Annotated in this window: 20 protein-coding genes; 8 read left to right on the top strand and 12 right to left on the bottom strand. The window is 68.5% G+C overall.

Features of this window, described 5'->3' with window-relative positions:
- Nucleotides 1-33 precede the first annotated feature (33 nt).
- The gene (locus QZH52_RS33020; protein ID WP_301815368.1) at nucleotides 34-897 is read left to right on the top strand and encodes a bile acid:sodium symporter family protein; all 864 of its coding nucleotides are present in this window, start codon (nucleotides 34-36) and stop codon (nucleotides 895-897) included.
- Here the strand turns inward: QZH52_RS33020 and QZH52_RS33015 are convergent.
- A complete protein-coding gene (locus QZH52_RS33015) occupies nucleotides 827-1660 on the bottom strand; it encodes an ABC transporter substrate-binding protein (protein WP_301815367.1) in 834 nt (277 codons plus the stop codon). The genes QZH52_RS33020 and QZH52_RS33015 overlap by 71 nt on opposite strands.
- A gap of 36 nt (nucleotides 1661-1696) precedes the next feature.
- On the opposite strand from QZH52_RS33015, the gene QZH52_RS33010 reads away from it, so the two are divergent.
- Both QZH52_RS33010 and QZH52_RS33005 read left to right on the top strand, forming a co-directional pair.
- Nucleotides 1697-2227 carry a sulfatase-like hydrolase/transferase gene (locus tag QZH52_RS33010; protein WP_301815366.1) on the top strand — a complete coding sequence of 177 codons (531 nt, stop codon included), beginning with the start codon at nucleotides 1697-1699 and terminating at the stop codon, nucleotides 2225-2227.
- Nucleotides 2181-2390 carry a hypothetical protein gene (locus tag QZH52_RS33005; protein WP_301815365.1) on the top strand — a complete coding sequence of 70 codons (210 nt, stop codon included), beginning with the start codon at nucleotides 2181-2183 and terminating at the stop codon, nucleotides 2388-2390. The genes QZH52_RS33010 and QZH52_RS33005 overlap by 47 nt, the downstream gene beginning before the upstream one ends.
- A 33-nt stretch (nucleotides 2391-2423) precedes the next feature.
- On the opposite strand, the gene QZH52_RS33000 is transcribed toward QZH52_RS33005, so the two are convergent.
- From QZH52_RS33000 to QZH52_RS32955, 10 genes are all read right to left on the bottom strand, one after another.
- Nucleotides 2424-3443, bottom strand: coding sequence for a methyltransferase (locus QZH52_RS33000; RefSeq protein ID WP_301815364.1), 1020 nt, complete (start codon nucleotides 3441-3443; stop codon nucleotides 2424-2426).
- A complete protein-coding gene (locus QZH52_RS32995; protein WP_301815363.1) occupies nucleotides 3433-4071 on the bottom strand; it encodes a gamma-glutamylcyclotransferase in 639 nt (212 codons plus the stop codon). The genes QZH52_RS33000 and QZH52_RS32995 overlap by 11 nt, the downstream gene beginning before the upstream one ends.
- Nucleotides 4072-4330: 259 nt before the next feature.
- Nucleotides 4331-5014: an amino acid ABC transporter permease gene (locus tag QZH52_RS32990; RefSeq protein ID WP_301815361.1), complete on the bottom strand. Its 684-nt coding sequence runs from the start codon at nucleotides 5012-5014 to the stop codon at nucleotides 4331-4333.
- Nucleotides 5015-5025: 11 nt separating this feature from the next.
- On the bottom strand, nucleotides 5026-5706 hold the full coding sequence (locus QZH52_RS32985; RefSeq protein WP_301815360.1) for an amino acid ABC transporter permease: 681 nt from the start codon (nucleotides 5704-5706) through the stop codon (nucleotides 5026-5028).
- Entirely contained in the window at nucleotides 5703-6479 is a 777-nt protein-coding gene (locus QZH52_RS32980) for an amino acid ABC transporter ATP-binding protein (protein ID WP_301815359.1), read from the bottom strand. The genes QZH52_RS32985 and QZH52_RS32980 overlap by 4 nt, the downstream gene beginning before the upstream one ends.
- A gap of 28 nt (nucleotides 6480-6507) precedes the next feature.
- Nucleotides 6508-7362 carry a transporter substrate-binding domain-containing protein gene (locus QZH52_RS32975; protein ID WP_301815357.1) on the bottom strand — a complete coding sequence of 285 codons (855 nt, stop codon included), beginning with the start codon at nucleotides 7360-7362 and terminating at the stop codon, nucleotides 6508-6510.
- Nucleotides 7363-7417: 55 nt separating this feature from the next.
- Nucleotides 7418-8890 (bottom strand): dihydropyrimidinase, encoded by a 1473-nt coding sequence (gene hydA / locus QZH52_RS32970; RefSeq protein WP_301815356.1) that lies wholly within the window; start codon nucleotides 8888-8890, stop codon nucleotides 7418-7420.
- A 10-nt stretch (nucleotides 8891-8900) separates the two neighbouring features.
- Nucleotides 8901-9680 (bottom strand): SDR family oxidoreductase, encoded by a 780-nt coding sequence (locus QZH52_RS32965; RefSeq protein WP_301815355.1) that lies wholly within the window; start codon nucleotides 9678-9680, stop codon nucleotides 8901-8903.
- An 11-nt stretch (nucleotides 9681-9691) separates the two neighbouring features.
- Nucleotides 9692-10642, bottom strand: a complete 951-nt coding sequence (locus QZH52_RS32960; protein ID WP_301815353.1) for a dihydrodipicolinate synthase family protein — start codon at nucleotides 10640-10642, stop codon at nucleotides 9692-9694.
- A 130-nt stretch (nucleotides 10643-10772) separates the two neighbouring features.
- The gene (locus QZH52_RS32955; protein WP_301815352.1) at nucleotides 10773-11702 is read right to left on the bottom strand and encodes a LysR family transcriptional regulator; all 930 of its coding nucleotides are present in this window, start codon (nucleotides 11700-11702) and stop codon (nucleotides 10773-10775) included.
- 96 nt (nucleotides 11703-11798) lie between these two features.
- On the opposite strand from QZH52_RS32955, the gene QZH52_RS32950 reads away from it, so the two are divergent.
- From QZH52_RS32950 to QZH52_RS32930, 5 genes are read left to right on the top strand one after another with little or no spacing between them, the layout of a single operon-like run.
- Nucleotides 11799-12458: an aspartate/glutamate racemase family protein gene (locus QZH52_RS32950; protein ID WP_301815350.1), complete on the top strand. Its 660-nt coding sequence runs from the start codon at nucleotides 11799-11801 to the stop codon at nucleotides 12456-12458.
- 43 nt (nucleotides 12459-12501) lie between these two features.
- On the top strand, nucleotides 12502-13947 hold the full coding sequence (locus tag QZH52_RS32945; protein ID WP_301815348.1) for an FAD-binding oxidoreductase: 1446 nt from the start codon (nucleotides 12502-12504) through the stop codon (nucleotides 13945-13947).
- 56 nt (nucleotides 13948-14003) lie between these two features.
- Nucleotides 14004-14345, top strand: a complete 342-nt coding sequence (locus tag QZH52_RS32940) for a 2-oxoglutarate and iron-dependent oxygenase domain-containing protein (RefSeq protein ID WP_301815346.1) — start codon at nucleotides 14004-14006, stop codon at nucleotides 14343-14345.
- Nucleotides 14254-15024, top strand: coding sequence for an isopenicillin N synthase family dioxygenase (locus QZH52_RS32935; RefSeq protein WP_301815345.1), 771 nt, complete (start codon nucleotides 14254-14256; stop codon nucleotides 15022-15024). Before QZH52_RS32940 ends, QZH52_RS32935 begins: the two co-directional genes overlap by 92 nt.
- Nucleotides 15021-15146, top strand: a complete 126-nt coding sequence (locus QZH52_RS32930; protein ID WP_301815343.1) for a hypothetical protein — start codon at nucleotides 15021-15023, stop codon at nucleotides 15144-15146. The genes QZH52_RS32935 and QZH52_RS32930 overlap by 4 nt, the downstream gene beginning before the upstream one ends.
- A gap of 34 nt (nucleotides 15147-15180) precedes the next feature.
- On the opposite strand, the gene QZH52_RS32925 is transcribed toward QZH52_RS32930, so the two are convergent.
- Entirely contained in the window at nucleotides 15181-15927 is a 747-nt protein-coding gene (locus QZH52_RS32925) for a FadR/GntR family transcriptional regulator (RefSeq protein ID WP_301815342.1), read from the bottom strand.
- Nucleotides 15928-15960 lie beyond the last annotated feature (33 nt).

Below are 15960 nucleotides of genomic sequence, written 5' to 3'. Positions count from 1 at the left end.
GGGATTTCGGTGCCGTTCGTATGCTGCACCGCCATGACCATCCAGGAAATGATCATGCTCGCCGTGCAGGCGAGCATCGTGATCACCGTCTTCAGCTACGGCCTGGATGCCACGCTCGACGACGTGCTGTACGTGGTGCGCCGTCCCCGGTGCTTCCTGCGATCCTTCGTGGCGATGTTCCTGGTCATGCCGCTGCTGGCCGTCGGGCTCGACATGGCCTTCGACCTGCACCACGAGATCGAGGTCGCACTGGTGGCGCTGTCGCTGTCACCAGTGCCGCCCTTGCTGATGAAGAAGCAGGGCAAGGCCGGTGGACGGGAGTCCTATGGCCTGGGCCTGCTGGTGACGATGGGGGTGCTGTCGGTCGTGATCACGCCGATCGGCATGATGCTCATGACGCAGGCCTTCGGCCGCCAGTTCGAGCTGCCCCTCGGCGCGATCGCGCTGGTGATCCTGAAGGCGGTGCTGCTGCCGCTGGCTGCCGGCATGGTGGTGCAGGCCCTGCTGCCCCGGGTGGCCGCGCGCATCGCCCGCCCGGCTGCCGTCATCGGCACCGTACTGCTGGTCGTCGTGGCACTGCTGATCGTGTTCGCCAGCCGGCATGCGATCCTGGCGCTGATCGGCAACGGCACCCTCTTGGCGCTGGTCGGCTTCATCGTCGCCGGGCTGTCCGCCGGCCATTGGCTCGGCGGCCCCGACGCGCGGGATCGCGTGGTGCTCGCGCTGTCGACCGCGTCGCGCCATCCGGGCATCGCGGTGGCGCTGGCGACTGTCAACTTTCCGAACGAGCCCGGCGTGACGGCGGCGATCCTGCTCTACCTGCTGGTCAACCTGCTGGTGTCGATGGTCTACGTGACCTGGCAGCGCAAGCGCGTCGGCCCGGCGGCCGCCGCCTGAGCTTCGGCAGCTGCACTCGTGCAGGCATGGTCCCCGTGCGCAGGTAGGCGGTGTTGCCGGGTTCCTTGGCGACGCCATCGAAGAGGGCGTTGACCGCGTCCGCCGCGAGTCGTCCCATGTCGCGGTTCGCGGGCATGCGCCCGCCCACGATGCCGGTGCCGATGAAGGCGCTGAACGGCCCGTAGACCGGCGCGCCGGGGGATGCGGCGGCGATCTCCGCGATCGCATCGCGAGGCGAGTAGTCGCGCCCCGTGCCGTCCCGGTAGTAGCCGGGCGAGAACACCAGGTCGCCAGCTCCGAGCCCCTGGAGCCGCGCCTTCAGTGCTTCGGTCGAGAGGCCGGCGAGGTACTCGACCATCGCGGGCTTGTCCGCAAGGTCGTCGAACTCGGCACGGGCCCTGGCCTCCCAGATGCGATCGCGCGGGCTCGTGCCCGTGATGACCAGCAGCCGTCGGGTGCCGGGATGCCAATGCAGCGCCTGCTCGACGGTGCCGCGGAAGTCATATTCGACCGGCACACCCAGCAGCTGCGCCTGCGTCGGCCTGAGGGTCTGCACGTAGGCCTTGTCGATCCCCACATGAACCACCGGTGTGCCCGGGAACAGTGCCGGGCGATGGAAAAGGATGAAGTTCAACGCTGGGTCGCCGATGACGACGATCGCCCGCGGCGGCCGGTGGGCGTACTTTTCGTGGAGATAGGTGGCGAGATTCCGGTCGAATGCCTCGCCCGGCCGCGCCTCCGTGCGCGCGATCCGTTCGCGCATGGCGCGATCGACTTCGATGTTGGCTGGCAGCAACCCGTGAAGTACGGCACCGACAACGGCCCGCACATGAACACCTGGCCGGACGCGGGCACCACGCCCTTCCGGAACGAGAAGAATTCGAGCTGGGAGGGTGCGTACCGCATTCCCCTGATGGTTCGCTTCCCCGGGAAGATCGCGGCAGGCTCGGAGTTGAACGAGATCGTCAGACACCTGGACTGGTTCCCCACCATCCTGGCGGCGGCCGGCGAGCCCGACATCAAGGAGAAGCTCAAAAAGGGCTACAAGATCGGCAAGACCACCTACAAGGTCCATCTCGACGGCTACAACCTGGTGCCCTACCTCACGGGCAAGGAGCCCAAGAGTCCGCGCCCGGGCTTCATCTACTTCACCGACGACGGTGACGTGGCGGCGCTGCGCTACGACCACTGGAAGATGCTGTTCATGGAGCAGCGCGTGACCGGCACGCTCAAGGCAGGAGCCTTTCGTGGTGCTGCGCACGCCCTACATCTTCAACTTGCGCATGGACCCGTACGAGCGCGCGCAGATCACGTCGAACACCTACTATGACTGGATGTTCCCCCACATCTACCTGCTGGTGCCCGCGCAGGCGATCGTCGGGGAGTTCCTGGCGACCTTCAAGGAGTTCCCGCCGCGCCAGAAGGCGGCGAGTTTCAGCCTGGACCAGGTGATCGAGAAGATGACTGAAGCGTCTGGCGGCGGGGGGCACTAGCGGGGCCTTGGTCGAGAATTCCCTCGACCTTGGTCATCTGGGGCCCGCCTCGATGATCCACACCGGCGACGCGGTTTCGATGGCGCGCTCGAGGGCAAACCCGGCGCTCTGCAGCAGTTCGCCGAACTCGGTTTCGGTGCGCTCGCGCGCGGCACCGAACATGGCCATCATGTGCGTGTCGACCAGGTACCCCGATGGCTGTCCGAGGGCCGGGTCGGGCTCGATGATCTGCTCCACGATCAGCAGGCGGGCGCCGGGCTTCGTCGCGTTGCGGCAGTTGCGCAGGATTCGAATGCAGTCGTCTTCGCTCCAGTTGTGCAAGACCCGGATCAGGAGGTAGATGTCCGCGCCCTCGGGAACCGGATCGAAGAAGCTGCCGCCTCGGACTTCGATCCTTCCGTCCAATCGGGCATCTGGCGGTATGGCCGCCACGACATCGTCCCGGTCGAAGACCAGCCCGCGCGGCCCAGGGAACCGTTTGAGTATTTGCCGCAACGCCTCCGCATTGCCGCCGCCGATGTCGACGATCAGCTTCGCACCGGAGAAGTCGTAGCTGACGGCCAGCGTCTGGTGCCTGCGGTCCGGAAAGTTCGCCATGAAGGCATCAAAGGTGCGAGCCTCGGCGGGGTGCTCACGAAGATATTGGAAACGGCCCATGCCCCAGGCGGCTTGATTCGGATCGCCACCCGCCAGTGCGGAATCCAGGGCCCCCCATGCCTGCCACGACCCGGGTGCCGTCCAGAACCGGGCGCCATGGTGCAGGCTGTTCGGCTCGTCCATCCGCAGGAGCATGGAGCGCGGTGAGTGCGCGACGCTGCCGTCCGCGCCGACGCGAAAGACGCCGAATGCCGCAAGGGCCCGCAGGACCCGGAGCAGTGGCGTCGGAAGAACCGAACAGGCGGTGGCCAGATCGCTCACGTTGCAGATGCCCCCTCTGGGAATCTTGTCGGCGAGCGCGAGGTCGGCGACCAGCCGGAGCATCCGGGACACCTGGAATCCTCGAATGAGAAGATCCAGCGCCTCTCGATCGCTCTCGGTTCCATCATGGGTCATGGCGGGCCTGCGCAGTGGGTTGGGCACTCTCCGCGAGTCGTCGGGCGACGATCTGCTGCAAGCGCCAGAGATTGGCGTCCCTGATGTCAAGGCGTTCCAGTTGGTCGATGGTCTGCAAGAGGTAGTCGGCGCCCGATCCCCAGTGTCCCGCCGCCTTGCACAGGATGTCCGCGACTTGTTCTTGCGTCAGGCCGCCCACGAAGTTCGGCCCCTGACGATCGGCGGCAAAAACAATGGCGCGCACCTCGATGCCGCTCGCCTTGGCGCTCACCCATCGCGGTGGGGTGTTCGGTGGCTTGACGGTCATTTCCCTTCGCCAAAGCTTGCGCAGGCTGGACTGGACCGAGGGCGCTTCGATGCGCAGCAGTGCGCCGCGGCAACTTCCCCCAGGCTTGAGCGACATCATCAAGCCCGGTTGGTCGGGGGTACCTCGAAAGCGAGTGAGCCGGATGCAGAACGATCGATGCCAGCCGGGCAGAACCGCGGCCACCTGCTCGGCCACATCGAAGGCCGGATTCCAGAGCAGGGACCCGTATCCGAAGACCCAGACATCCTCGCCACGCCACGGGCCGTTTGCAAGAAATTTCTCCAGCGAGGCCTCGTAGTCGGCATCGCTGTGGACCACCATGCCAGGGGGAGGGCCGCTGTCCGCGACTTCGCGAGCGATTCGAGAGACCAACTCCGGGGTCAGACGGAGAGGCCTGAGCCGCCCGCCATGGGCCCCACGAAGGGAAGTCATTGGATGCTCCTGTTGTGCCACTTGCCGCGCGAACCGGTGCCGCGCACGGAGCGGCCGCCTGGCCTCGCCGCGCCGTCTGAGCGCTGTGAATGCGATTGGGCTCCTCATCGGCCGTTGGCGCAATCCCCGTCACCGTGCCTCGGTACCCTCAGCCGTGGCCCGCCCGCGCGGTCCGACGCCGCTCGAGCCGCGCCAGCACGCGCGTCAACGGCCAGAGCAACGCAAGGTAGAGCAGCGCGGCCAGGACGATGGGCGACGGGTTGTAGACCAGCGACTGCGCATCGCGCGACGCCCGCAGCAACTCCGGCAAGCCCACCACGCTCGCGATGGTCGTGAGCTTCACGATCTCGATGCAGTTGCCCAGCAGGTCGGGCATCACGCTGCGCACCGCCTGCGGCAGCACGACGTGGCGAAGTGCCTTGAACCGGGTGAGCCCCGTGGAGCGCGCGGCTTCCATCTGGCCCTTGGGCACGGCCTCCAGGCCGGCGCGGAAGACCTCGGCGAAGTAGCTGGCATTGTTGAGCACGAAGGCGATCACCACCGCCAGCAGCTTCGGCACGTTGCCACCCAGGAAGGGCAAGCCGAAGTACAGGAAGATCAGCAGCACCAGCGGTGGAAAGGCGCGGAAGAAGTCGATGTAGGCGACGATCGCCCACCGGACCCCGCGGCGGGACGACTGTGTCTGCCCGAGTGCCAGCAGCAGGCCCGCCGCCGCTCCCAGCGGGATCACGATGGCCGACAGCCAAAGCGTGGTCCAGAAGCCGCCGAGCAGGTAGGGCAGGACCTCGCGGTAGACGGTCAGGTTGAAGAAGTTGTCGATCAGGGCGTCCATGTCGGGCCTTCTCAGTGACGACCGGCACTTCGTTCGAGCCAGCGGGACAAGACGACGATCGGCAGGAACACCAGCAGGTACAGGAAGGCGCCGACCGTGAGCGGCGTCGGGTTGCCCGCGACCGCCGAGGCTGCCTGGGCATTGCTGAGGATTTCGCCGAGCGCGACGACCGAGCCCAGCGCGGTGTTCTTGGTGGTCGAGATGACGCGGTTCGTGAGCGGCGGCACCGCGCGTCGCAGCGCTTGCGGCAGCACCACCCAGCGCATGGCCTGCCACCAGTCGAGGCCGGTCGACCGGGCGGCCTCCATCTGCCCGCCCGGCAGCGACGAGAGCCCGGCCCAGATGCTCTCCTGCGCATAGGCCGCGAGCACCAACGAGAGCGAGAGCCAGGTGGCAGTGAAGGAGGACAGCGGCAGCCCCACCGATGGCAGGCCGAAGTACAGCAGGATGATGATCACCAGCGGCGGCAGAGAGCGCAGCACGTCCGAGAAGGCCACCACCGGCAGCCGCAGCGCGGCGCGACCGGTGGCGCGCGCGATCGCGAGCATCAGGCCCCAGACCACGCCGGTGACCACCACCGCGACGCCCACGCCGACCGTGACCAGCATGCCCCAGGCGATCTCGCGCCAGTACTGGAGCGCCACCTCCGCATTGAAGAAGGTGAACAGGAAGCCCGAGTTCGCGTCCGTCATGCCGTGCCCGCACCGACGGCGTTGCCGTTCCCGTTGCCGTTCATGTAGCGGCCGACGAAGCTGCGCGTGCGCGCGCCCTGCGGCCGTTCGAAGATGTCGGCGGCGCTGCCTTCCTCGGCCACCACGCCGCCGTCCATGAACACCACGCGATCGGCCGCCGCATGGGCGAAGGCCATCTCGTGGGTCACGACCAGCATCGTCATGCCGCTGTCCCGCAGCGAGCGCATCACGCGCAGCACCTCGTCGACCAACTCCGGGTCCAGCGCGCTCGTGGGCTCGTCGAAAAGCATGACGCGCGGCTTGAGCGCGATCGCGCGGGCGATGCCGACGCGCTGCTGCTGGCCGCCCGAGAGCTGGCCCGGAAAGGCCTCGGCCTTCTCGGCCAGCCCGACCTGCGCCAGTGCCGCGCGCGCCAGCGCCTCGGCCGCGGCGCGCGAATGGCCCTGCACCCGCCGCAGCGCGAGCGTCACGTTGGCCAGCACGTCGAGGTGCGGGTACAGGTTGAAGTGCTGGAACACCATGCCCACGCCCTGGCGCACGCGATTGACGTCGACATCGGGCCGCATGATGTCGAGCCCGTCGACCACCACCTGGCCGCCCGTGGGCTCCTCGAGCCGGTTGCAGCAGCGCAGCATCGTGCTCTTGCCGGAGCCCGAAGGCCCGATGACGCACACCAGTTCGGCCGGCCGCACCCGCAGGTCGACCCCGCGCAGGACCTCGTTTTCGCCATAGGATTTGCGCAATCCGACCAGTTCGAGGATGGGGGCGTTCATGAGCTTCTCCGCGGGCCTGTCGACGTGCTCAGGAGCACTTGGGCGTGATCGGGGTGGCGTCGTAGTTCTCGGTGCCCGGCACGCCGTGGCCCGCCGCGACCGTCTTCTCGACGCTGCCCGCGGCCGGTTCGATGCCATACCACCTGGTCGCCATCTTGGCGATGGTGCCGTCGAGCTTCATGCACTTGAGCGCGTTCGACGCCGCATCGCGGCCGGCCTTGTCGTTGAGACGGAACGGAATCGCCCAGACCAGGCCGGTCTTCACGGTGTAGCCGGTCTGCAGCGCCGCGTTCTGCTTGGCGGCCCAGCCGACCACGGTGTTGCCCGCGAGGTTGTAGTCGGCGCGGCTCGACATGACGGCCTGGATCGCATCGGCATTGGTGCCGTAGACGTCGTACTTGAAGCCGTACTTCTCGGCGTTGTCCTTGGCCCAGCCTTCGTAGTTGGAGCCCTTGTTCACGGCCACGACCTTGCCCTTGAGCGCTTCGAGCGTCTCGAGCTTCGGCGCGTTCTTGCGGCCCAGGAAGGTGTAGTTGGTCTCGGTGTAGCCCTCGGTGAAGAGCAACGCCTTGGCACGCTCGGGCGTCACGGTGACCGGCGCCAGCAGGAAGTCGTACTTGCCGCTGTTGAGGCCAGGCACCAGGCCCGAGAACTCGGTCGCCTCGATGTCGAGCTTGCGGCCCAGGCGCTTGGCCAGTTCCTCACCCAGTTCGACGTTGAAGCCCTGCATGCCGCCGCCGAGCTTGATCATGGCCTGCGGGGCGAAGGTGGGGTCGAGGGCGGTCTTCAGCGGGGCGGGTTGTTGCGCAGCAGCGGCCAGCGCGGTGCAGGCGGCGATCGCGAGGGCGGCGGCGCGGAAAGGGTTCGGCGTGGGGAACGGCATGGACAACTCCAGAGGAAGAGGAAAAGGAAGGGAATCGAATGAAGGCAGAGAAGGGTCAGGCGGCGCGCTTCAGCCCGACCAGCGCGCTGAAGGCGCCGCGGCGGGCGGAAGCGGGTAAGGGCGCGCCGAGCGGCTGCGAGCGCCCACGGGCGATGTAGCTGCCCGAGCCGCGCTGCGCATGAAGCTCGCCCGCGCGCACCACCACCCGGCCACGGCTGAACACGTCCTCGGGCCAGCCCGTGAGGCGCATGCCCTCGTAGGGCGTGTAGCCGACGTTGTCGTGCAGCATGGCGGCGCGCACCTCGGTCTCGCGCGCCGGGTTCCAGATCGCGATGTCGGCATCGGCGCCGACGGCGATCGCGCCCTTGCGCGGCGCCAGGCCGTACATGTGGGCATGGTTGGTGGCGGTGAGGGCGACGAACTGCTCGACCGGCATGCGGCCCTTCATCACGCCTTCGGAGAACAGCAGCGGCAGGCGCAGCTCGATGCCCGGCACGCCGTTGGCCATTTCCTTGAAGGTGGTGGCTTCGCCCTTGGGCAGCTTGCCCGAGGCATCGAAGCGGTAGGGTGCGTGGTCGGACGAATAGACGCCCAGCGTGCCGTCGAGCAGCCCGGCCCACACGGCTTCCTGCGAAGCCTTGTCGCGCGGCGGCGGGCTGCAGCAGAACTTGGCACCCTCGACACCCGGCAGGTCGGCATCGTCGGCTTCGAGGAACAGGTATTGCGGGCAGCTCTCGGCATGCACCCGGGCACCGAGCCGACGCGCCTGGCGGATTACTTCCACCGTCTCGGCGCCCGCCACGTGCACGATCAGCACCGGCACGTCGACCAGGCGCGACAGCAGGATCGCGCGGTTGGTGGCCTCGGTCTCGGCCAGCGCATCGTGCGCCACGCCGTGGAACCTGGGCGCCACGTGGCCGCGCTCGAGCAGGCGGTGCGCGATCCAGCGGATCATGTCGTGGTTCTCGGCATGCACCATCACCATCGCCCCCTCGCGGCCCGCCGTGGCCATCACTTCGAGCAGCGCATGGTCGTCGAGCCGCAGGCGGTCGTAGGTCATGTAGACCTTGAGCGAGGTGATGCCGCCGCGGATCGCCTCGGGCAGATGCACCTTCAGGGCCTCTTCGTCGGGCCGCGTGAGGATCAGGTGGAAGCCATAGTCGATCACCGCCTTCTCGCGGGCCAGCTTCGCATAGGCGTCGATGACGTCGGGGATGCTGTCCTCGCGGTGCTGGGCCGCGAACGAGAGGATGGTCGTGGTGCCGCCGAAGGCCGCCGACACCGTGCCCGAGTAGAAGTCGTCCGCGCACATCACGCCCATGCCCGAGAGCTGCTCGATGTGGCAATGGCTGTCGATGCCGCCCGGCAGCACCCAGCGGCCGGTGGCGTCCACGTCCTCGCGGCCGGCGGCGAGCCCCGGCGCGATCGCGGCGATGCGGCCGTCGCGCACGCCGACGTCGGCATCGATGCAGCCGTCGGCATTGCAGACGCGGCCGCCGCGGATCGTGAGGTCGAAGGAAGTGGTCATGGTGACTCGCTCAGAACGTGCCGGGGTACACGCCGCCGTCCATCAGCAGGTTCTGCCCGGTGATGAAGCCGGCCTGCGCGCTGCACAGGTAGGCGCAGGCGTCGCCGAACTCGGCCGGGTCGCCGAGCCTGCGCGCCGGATTGGCGGCGCGGCGCGCATCCAGTTCCTGCTCGACGCTGCGGCCGCTCTTCTGCGCCCACTTGCCGGCGGTGTCGCGCAGGCGGTCGGTCTCGAAGGGGCCGGGCAGCAGGTTGTTGATCGTGACGTTGCGCGCCACCGTCGTGCGCGCCAGGCCGGCGACGAAGCCCGTGAGGCCGGAGCGCGCGCCGTTCGACAGCCCGAGGATGTCGATCGGTGCCTTCACCGCGCCGGAGGTGATGTTGACGATGCGGCCGAAGCCGCGCTCCATCATGGCGTCGACCGTGGCGCGGATCAGCTCGATCGGCGTGAGCATGTTGGCGTCGAGCGCCGCCAGCCAGATGTCGCGGTTCCAGTCGCGGAAGTCGCCGGGCGGCGGGCCGCCCGCGTTGTTGACCAGGATGTCGGGCGAAGGGCAGGCCGCGAGCACCGCGGCACGGCCTTCGGGTGTCGTGATGTCGGCCGCGACCGCGGTGACGCGCACGCCGCTCTCGGCGCGGATGGCTTCGGCCGTTGCTTCCAGCGTGGCCGCGGTGCGCGCGACCAGGGTCAGTTCGCAGCCTTCGCGCGCCAGCGACACGGCACAGGCGCGGCCCAGGCCGCGGCTCGATGCGCAGACCAGCGCGTGGCGGCCGTCGATTCCGAGTTTCATGCTGTGCGTCCTCAGACGATCGCGAACACGCCGCGGTGTTCCAGCGACAGGCCGACGCGCGCCACGGTCGCTTCGAGCTCGCGCGCGGTCCGCGCATCGATGCGCATGCCCGGCGAGCGGATCTCGGCGCTGGCGATCACGCCGCGCTTCTGGTAGGTGTACTTGCGCAGCGCCAGGCCGATCTTGGGCTGGAACTCGTAGCGGATCAGCGGGCAGTAGCGGTCGAAGGTGGCGGCCGCGCCGGCCAGGTCGCCGGCCGCGAACTGCGCATGGATGCGCACCAGGATCTCGGGGAAGGCGAAGCCGGTCATGGTGCCGACCGCGCCGCGCTGCAGCTCCTCGAGGAAGTAGACGCCGCCGAGGCCGCCGAAGACGCGCATCGATCCATCGGCCAGGTTGAGGATCTTCGAGATCTTCTGGCCCACCGGCGGCTCTTCCATCTTGATCATGCCGACGCCGCCTTCACGGCCCAGGCGCGCCACCAGCTCGGCGCTGATCTCGGTGCCGAAGGAATCGGGGAAGTCGTGGATCACGACCGGGATGCGCACCGCACGCGCCAGCTGCTGGTAGTAGTCGAACTGCTGCGCGTCGGAGGCCTTGTCCATCGGTGCGGCGAACACCGCCTCGGCGCCCAGGGCTTCGGCTTCGCGGGCCTGCTCGATGGCGCCGGCGATGCCGAGGGCACGCACGCCGACCCACACCGGCACGCGGCCGCCGGCCTGCTTCACGAAGGCGGTGATGACCTGCGTGCGCTCGGCCTGCGACAGCTTGTGGGCCTCGCCGAGAAAGCCGAGGATCGCCAGGCCGGTGACGCCGGCCTCGATCTGGAAGGCGACCAGCGAGGCGATGCTCGTGAGGTCGAGGCTGCCGTCGTCCGCGAAGGGGGTCGGGCAGATGGTGAAGACGCCCCGTGCCTTGGCCAGGAGGTCGGAAGAAGAAGTGCCGATGACTGTCGAATTCATGATGAGTGTTCTCGTGGGCCGTGAAAGGCGGGCCGTGGGGAAATTATTCGGCCGACCCCCGCCGCGTGTCGCGTGCCGTTTCGTGCGCAGCCCTTAACCTGCTGTTAAGCCGCCGCGCGCCGCAGACCCCTCAAGCGGCCATGGGCGGCGCCAGCGGGGCGGACTCGAAGCCCTGGGTCTTCATCAGTTCGCGCAGCACCTTGACGAAGGTCTGCGCCAGCTGGGACATCGGCTCGAAGCGCAAATGCACCAGATTGGCGTGCAAGGTGGGCGTGCCGTGCACCGGACGCACCACGAGTTGGCTCGCGGGCCAGCTGCGCACCGAGAACTCGTCCACCAGCGCGATGCCGGCGCCGGCCTGCACCAGCGAGCAGGCGTTCTGCGGCGAGCCCACTTCGATCGCGGCGCGCGCGGTCTCGCCCGCCGCCTCGAACAACTCGTTGACCATCTGGCCGAAGGGCGTGCCGCGGTCGTACGAGATCAGTGGATACGGCATCAGGTCGGCCACCGACAGCGTGGCGCGGCGCGACAGCGGGTGGTTGTAGGGGCAGATGCAGACCAGCCGGCCGCTGCCCAGCGGCGCCATCTCGAGATTGGGGTGCGCCACGGGCAGGATGGTCACGGCGATGTCGGCCTGGTGATTGAGCACGCGCTCGATCAGCGGCGTGTAGCCCAGGTACTGGAAAGTGACCTTCACGTTCGCATGCCGCTCCCGGAAGGCCGTCACCGCCTGCGGAATCACCATCTGACCCACACTGGGACTGGAGACGATGTTGAGAATGCCTTCGCGGTTCTCTTGCAGGTCGCGCGCCAGCTCGTTGACCCGCTGCACCCCCGCGTAGACGTGCTCGACCTCCCGGAACAGTTTCTTGGCCTCCGGCGTGGCGTAGAGCCGTCCCTTGATCCGCTCGAAAAGGCCGAAGCCCACGCGGGTCTCGGTGTGGGACAGCAGGCGGCTGATGGCCGGCTGCGAGACGAACAGCAGTTGCGAAGCGCCGCTGATCGAGCCCGTGATCATCACGGCCCGGAACACTTCGATCTGGCGCAGGTTGAGAGACATCGGGAACGGTGCGAGGGCACCATCCTTAACAAGCGGTTAATGGTGACCTACAAGTTAGCAAGTGCCATGCCGCATGCCGCAACCTAGACTGAGCCCATGCCCAAGGCCATCTACGTCATCAATCCCAACTCGAGCGCCACGGTGACCTCGGAGCTGGACGCCGCCGTCGCGCCCTTGCGGTTGCCCGGCGGCCCCGAGATCCGCTGCGTCACTTTGGCCGAGGGCCCGCCCGGCGTTGAATCGCAGGGCGACGTCGACCGCGCGGCGCTGGCCGTGCAGGCCTTCGCGAACGCGCACCGCGGCGAGGCGAGCGCCTTCGTCATCGCTTGCTTCAGCGATCCCGGCCTGCACGGGCTGCGCGAGACCGAAAACGTGCCGGTGCTCGGCATCAGCGAATCGGCGGTGCTGACCGCACTGTCGATCGGACACAGCTTCGGCGTGATTGCCATACTGCCGCGCTCGATTCCGCGCCATCTGCGCAACTGGGGCGCGATGGGCGTGATGCAGCGCTGCGCGGGCGAGATCGCGATCGGCCGCGGCGTCTCGGCGCTGGCCGATCGCGAAGCCACGCTCGCCGCCATGTGCGATGCCGGAAGGCGGCTGCGCGACGAGCGCGGCGCGCAGGTGCTGGTGATGGGCTGCGCCGGCATGGCGCCTTTCCGCCAGCCGCTGCAGGAAGCCACCGGCCTGCCGGTGGTCGAACCCACGCAGGCCGCCGTGGCGATGGCGCTGGGCCGGGTGCAACTGGGCTGGTAGCAGGCCCCACCTTCTCTTCGGACAACCCCACAGGACACGATCGATGTATTCCGCCGACGATTTCGCGCAGGCTCCGGCCGCGCCGCACCCGGACCTGGTCCGCCGCCTGCACGAGGTGGTCGGCGATGCCGGCCTGGTGCTCGACGCCGAAGCCCAGGCGCCCTATCTGACCGACTGGCTCGGCAAATGGCGCGGCCGCGCCGCGCTCGTGGTGCGCCCGCGCGACACCGCGCAGACTGCCGCCGTGGTGCGCATCTGCCACGAGTCGCACACGCCGATCGTGGTGCAGGGCGGCAACACCGGCATGAGCGGCGGCGCCACGCCCGACGCCAGCGGGGCGCAGGTGGTGCTGAGCCTGTCGCGCATGACCGCGATCCGTGCGGTCGACCCGATCAACAACACGCTCACGGCCGAGGCCGGCGTGCTGCTCGCCAACGTGCAGCGCAGTGCGCTGGAGGCCGACCGCTTCTTTCCGCTGAGCCTGGGCTCGGAAGGCAGCTGCACCATCGGCGGCAACCTGGCGACCAATGCGGGCGGCATAGCCGTGCTGCGCTACGGCAACACGCGCGACCTGGTGCTCGGCATCGAGGCCGTGCTGCCCGACGGCCGCGTGTGGAACGGCCTGCGCGCGCTGCGCAAGGACAACACGGGCTACGACCTGCGCAACCTGTTCATTGGCTCCGAGGGCACGCTGGGCATCATCACGGCGGCCGTGCTCAAGCTGTTTGCGCGGCCGCTGGGCCGCGCCACCGCCTGGGTCGGTGCCGCGTCGATCGAATCGCTGGTCGGCCTGCTGGCCGATCTGCGCGCCAGCGCGGGCGAGCGCCTGGTGGCCTTCGAGATGATGTCGCACGATTCGCTGGCGCTGGTGCTGCAGCATGTGGTCGATACCCGCGCGCCGCTCGAGGGCGCGCATGCCTTCCATGCGCTGGTGGAGCTGGCCGACACGCGGCAGGACGGGCTCGACGAGCTGCTCGAGAGCGCCTTGGGCGCGGCGCTCGAGCGCGGGCTCGCGAACGACGTCGCGCTGAGCCGCAGTGAGGCCCAAAGCCTCGCCTTCTGGAAGATCCGCGAGGGCATCTCGCAGGCCCAGGTGCGGGCGGGCAAGGCCATCAAGCACGACATCGCCTTGCCGATCTCGTCGCTGGCCGACTTCGCGCATCGGGCGGAAGCGGCGCTGCGCGCGCTGCGGCCCGCGGTGCGCATCGTCAACTTCGGCCACCTGGGCGACGGCAACTTGCACTACAACGTGCTGGTGCCCGCCGACACCACGCCGGCCGCGCTGGCCGCCGAAACCGCACTGCTCAACCGCGTGGTGCACGACCTCGTGAGCCACATGGGCGGCAGCATCAGCGCCGAGCACGGCGTCGGCCAGCTGCGCCGCGACGAGATGCACCACTACAAGCAGCCGCTGGAGCTCGAACTGATGCTGCGCATCAAGCAGGCGCTCGATCCCAATCAGTTGATGAACCCCGGCAAGCTGCTCTGAACGCGGGCCGCGGCCGATTCCTTTTCCTGTCCTTCATTTCGTCGGAGGATGCCTTCATGAGCCGAGTCCCGCTGGTCGACATCGACCCCTTCCTGAACGGCACGCCGGCCGACCGTGATGCGGTCGCGCGGCGCGTCGATGCCGCCTGCCGCGATTCGGGTTTCCTGATGGTGAGCGGCCATGGCGTGGACGCGGAACTCCTGACGCGCTACGAGCAGCATCTGAGCGCCTTCTTCGCGTTACCGCTGGAAGAAAAGCAGCGCATCGGCGTCACGCGCGACAGCAACCGCGGCTGGCGCGGCCGCGATGCCACCGCGCTCGTCGCATTCGCGCGGCGACTACACGCCGCCCGACCTCATGGAGCGGTTCACGACCGGCCGCAGCGACATCCCCGATGACGACTACCATCGCGCACGCGCCCAAAACCACTTCCAGCCGAACCGCTGGCCGTCGGACCCCGATTTCGTGCGCACCGCGGTCGCCTACTACGCCGAAATGGAGCGACTGGCTTCCGACCTGATGCGCGTCTTCGCGCGTGCGCTGGCACTGCCCGAAGGCTACTTCGCGCCGTTCTGCGACCGCCACATCTCGCACCTGGTGGCCAACTACTATCCGGCGCAGCACCAGTCCGCGGCGGCCGGCCAGTTCCGCGCCGGCGCCCACACCGACTTCGGCGCGCTCACGCTGCTGCATCCGGCGCGCTCGCCGCGCGGCTTGCAGGTGCAGGCGGCCGATGGCGGCTGGGAGGACGTGGTCCACGTACCGGGCAGCTTCATCGTCAACATCGGCGACCTGATGGCGCGCTGGACCAACGACCGCTGGGTCTCGACCATGCACCGCGTAGTGCCGCCGGTGTCGGAGAGCGGAGAGACGGCCGACCGGATGTCGATCGCCTTCTTCCTGCAGCCCAACGACGACGCCGGTATCGACTGCCTGCCGACCTGCACCGATGCCGAGCACCCGCCGCTCTACGAGAGCGTGACCTCGGGCGCGCACTACCAGATGAAGAGCAACCGCTCGTGGATCGGCAAGAAGGACCTGCCTGCAGCCAGCGCTGCATCGGAGTCGCAGGCATGAGCGGGGCGACCGCCGGCCTGCTCGACCGCATCTCCATCGGCTGCCAGGGTCGCGGCGTGCGCCACACCCGCTCGATGGATCAGGGAAGAAGCGGCGCGTTTGTCGAGCCAGCAGATTGCTGAGGGCTGCGGGGCCGGCGCCCCGCAGCGATGGTATTCACACCGGATCGAGGTCGGAATCGAGAATGCGCGAGATGTCCTCGCGCGTTTCCTCCAGCTGAACCAGCGTCGCCTGGCGCGCACCCAACGGGTCCCGGTTGAGCAGGGCCGTGAGGATCGCCTTGTGCCGGGGCAGCGACAGGGCGTGGGTGTCCGGCAGCTGGCTGCTGAGCTTGATCGACTCGCGCAGCGCCAGTGACAGCATGTTGCCGATGTAGGCCAGGAGGTCGTTGTTGGTGGCCTCGGCGATGTGGCGGTGGAAGGCGAGGTCGGGCTCGAGGAGTTCCTCTGGTGTCGTCGCGCGCTCCATGCCCTTGTACGCCTCCGCGATGGCCTTGAGCGAGTCCGGGCTCGCCACCTTGGCAGCGAGCGCCGCCGCCGCCGGCTCGAAGATGCGCCGTACCGTCAACAGCGTTTCGACGAATTCGGGTTGGGGCTTGGTCTGGATCAGCCAGTACAGCACGTCGGGATCGAGCAGGTGCCAATTGCTGCGGGCACAGACGATCGCGCCGGCGCGCTGCTTCGAGATCACCAGGCCCTTGGCGACCAGCACCCGGGTCGCCTCGCGCAGCACCGGCCGGCTGACGTCGTAGGCCGCACACAGGGACGCTTCCAGGGGCAGCCTCTCCCCGGGTTTGTACTCGCCGGAAACGATGCGCAGGCCCAGGTCTCGCACGATCTGCGAGTGCATGCTCTTGCGATCGGGCGGCTGGCGATAGCCCGGATCTCGGTGCGAGGCTTTCATCTGCGAGGAAGTCCCATGGGAGGTTGCGGTCTG

The organism is Variovorax ginsengisoli, from assembly GCF_030486595.1.
Taxonomy (GTDB): Bacteria; Pseudomonadota; Gammaproteobacteria; order Burkholderiales; family Burkholderiaceae_C; genus Variovorax; species Variovorax ginsengisoli_B.
Note: the sequence above shows the minus strand (reverse complement) of the source record. Positions and strands in the feature narration are given on the sequence as shown.

Bases quoted from the DNA above. Each gene is read 5' to 3' on its own strand.
- QZH52_RS32990 (WP_301815361.1), bottom strand. From the start codon at position 5,014: ATGGACGCCCTGATCGACAACTTCTTCAACCTGACCGTCTACCGCGAG.
- QZH52_RS32930 (WP_301815343.1), top strand. From the start codon at position 15,021: ATGAGCGGGGCGACCGCCGGCCTGCTCGACCGCATCTCCATCGGCTGC.
- QZH52_RS32960 (WP_301815353.1), bottom strand. From the start codon at position 10,642: ATGAATTCGACAGTCATCGGCACTTCTTCTTCCGACCTCCTGGCCAAG.
- QZH52_RS33005 (WP_301815365.1), top strand. From the start codon at position 2,181: ATGGACCCGTACGAGCGCGCGCAGATCACGTCGAACACCTACTATGAC.
- QZH52_RS33015 (WP_301815367.1), bottom strand. From the start codon at position 1,660: ATGCGCGAACGGATCGCGCGCACGGAGGCGCGGCCGGGCGAGGCATTC.
- QZH52_RS32950 (WP_301815350.1), top strand. From the start codon at position 11,799: ATGCCCAAGGCCATCTACGTCATCAATCCCAACTCGAGCGCCACGGTG.
- QZH52_RS32945 (WP_301815348.1), top strand. From the start codon at position 12,502: ATGTATTCCGCCGACGATTTCGCGCAGGCTCCGGCCGCGCCGCACCCG.
- QZH52_RS32965 (WP_301815355.1), bottom strand. From the start codon at position 9,680: ATGAAACTCGGAATCGACGGCCGCCACGCGCTGGTCTGCGCATCGAGC.
- QZH52_RS32995 (WP_301815363.1), bottom strand. From the start codon at position 4,071: ATGGTGGTCCACAGCGATGCCGACTACGAGGCCTCGCTGGAGAAATTT.
- QZH52_RS33000 (WP_301815364.1), bottom strand. From the start codon at position 3,443: ATGACCCATGATGGAACCGAGAGCGATCGAGAGGCGCTGGATCTTCTC.
- QZH52_RS32980 (WP_301815359.1), bottom strand. From the start codon at position 6,479: ATGAACGCCCCCATCCTCGAACTGGTCGGATTGCGCAAATCCTATGGC.
- QZH52_RS32975 (WP_301815357.1), bottom strand. From the start codon at position 7,362: ATGCCGTTCCCCACGCCGAACCCTTTCCGCGCCGCCGCCCTCGCGATC.
- QZH52_RS32955 (WP_301815352.1), bottom strand. From the start codon at position 11,702: ATGTCTCTCAACCTGCGCCAGATCGAAGTGTTCCGGGCCGTGATGATC.
- QZH52_RS32935 (WP_301815345.1), top strand. From the start codon at position 14,254: ATGCCACCGCGCTCGTCGCATTCGCGCGGCGACTACACGCCGCCCGAC.
- hydA (WP_301815356.1), bottom strand. From the start codon at position 8,890: ATGACCACTTCCTTCGACCTCACGATCCGCGGCGGCCGCGTCTGCAAT.
- QZH52_RS33020 (WP_301815368.1), top strand. From the start codon at position 34: ATGACCATCCAGGAAATGATCATGCTCGCCGTGCAGGCGAGCATCGTG.
- QZH52_RS32985 (WP_301815360.1), bottom strand. From the start codon at position 5,706: ATGACGGACGCGAACTCGGGCTTCCTGTTCACCTTCTTCAATGCGGAG.
- QZH52_RS32925 (WP_301815342.1), bottom strand. From the start codon at position 15,927: ATGAAAGCCTCGCACCGAGATCCGGGCTATCGCCAGCCGCCCGATCGC.
- QZH52_RS32940 (WP_301815346.1), top strand. From the start codon at position 14,004: ATGAGCCGAGTCCCGCTGGTCGACATCGACCCCTTCCTGAACGGCACG.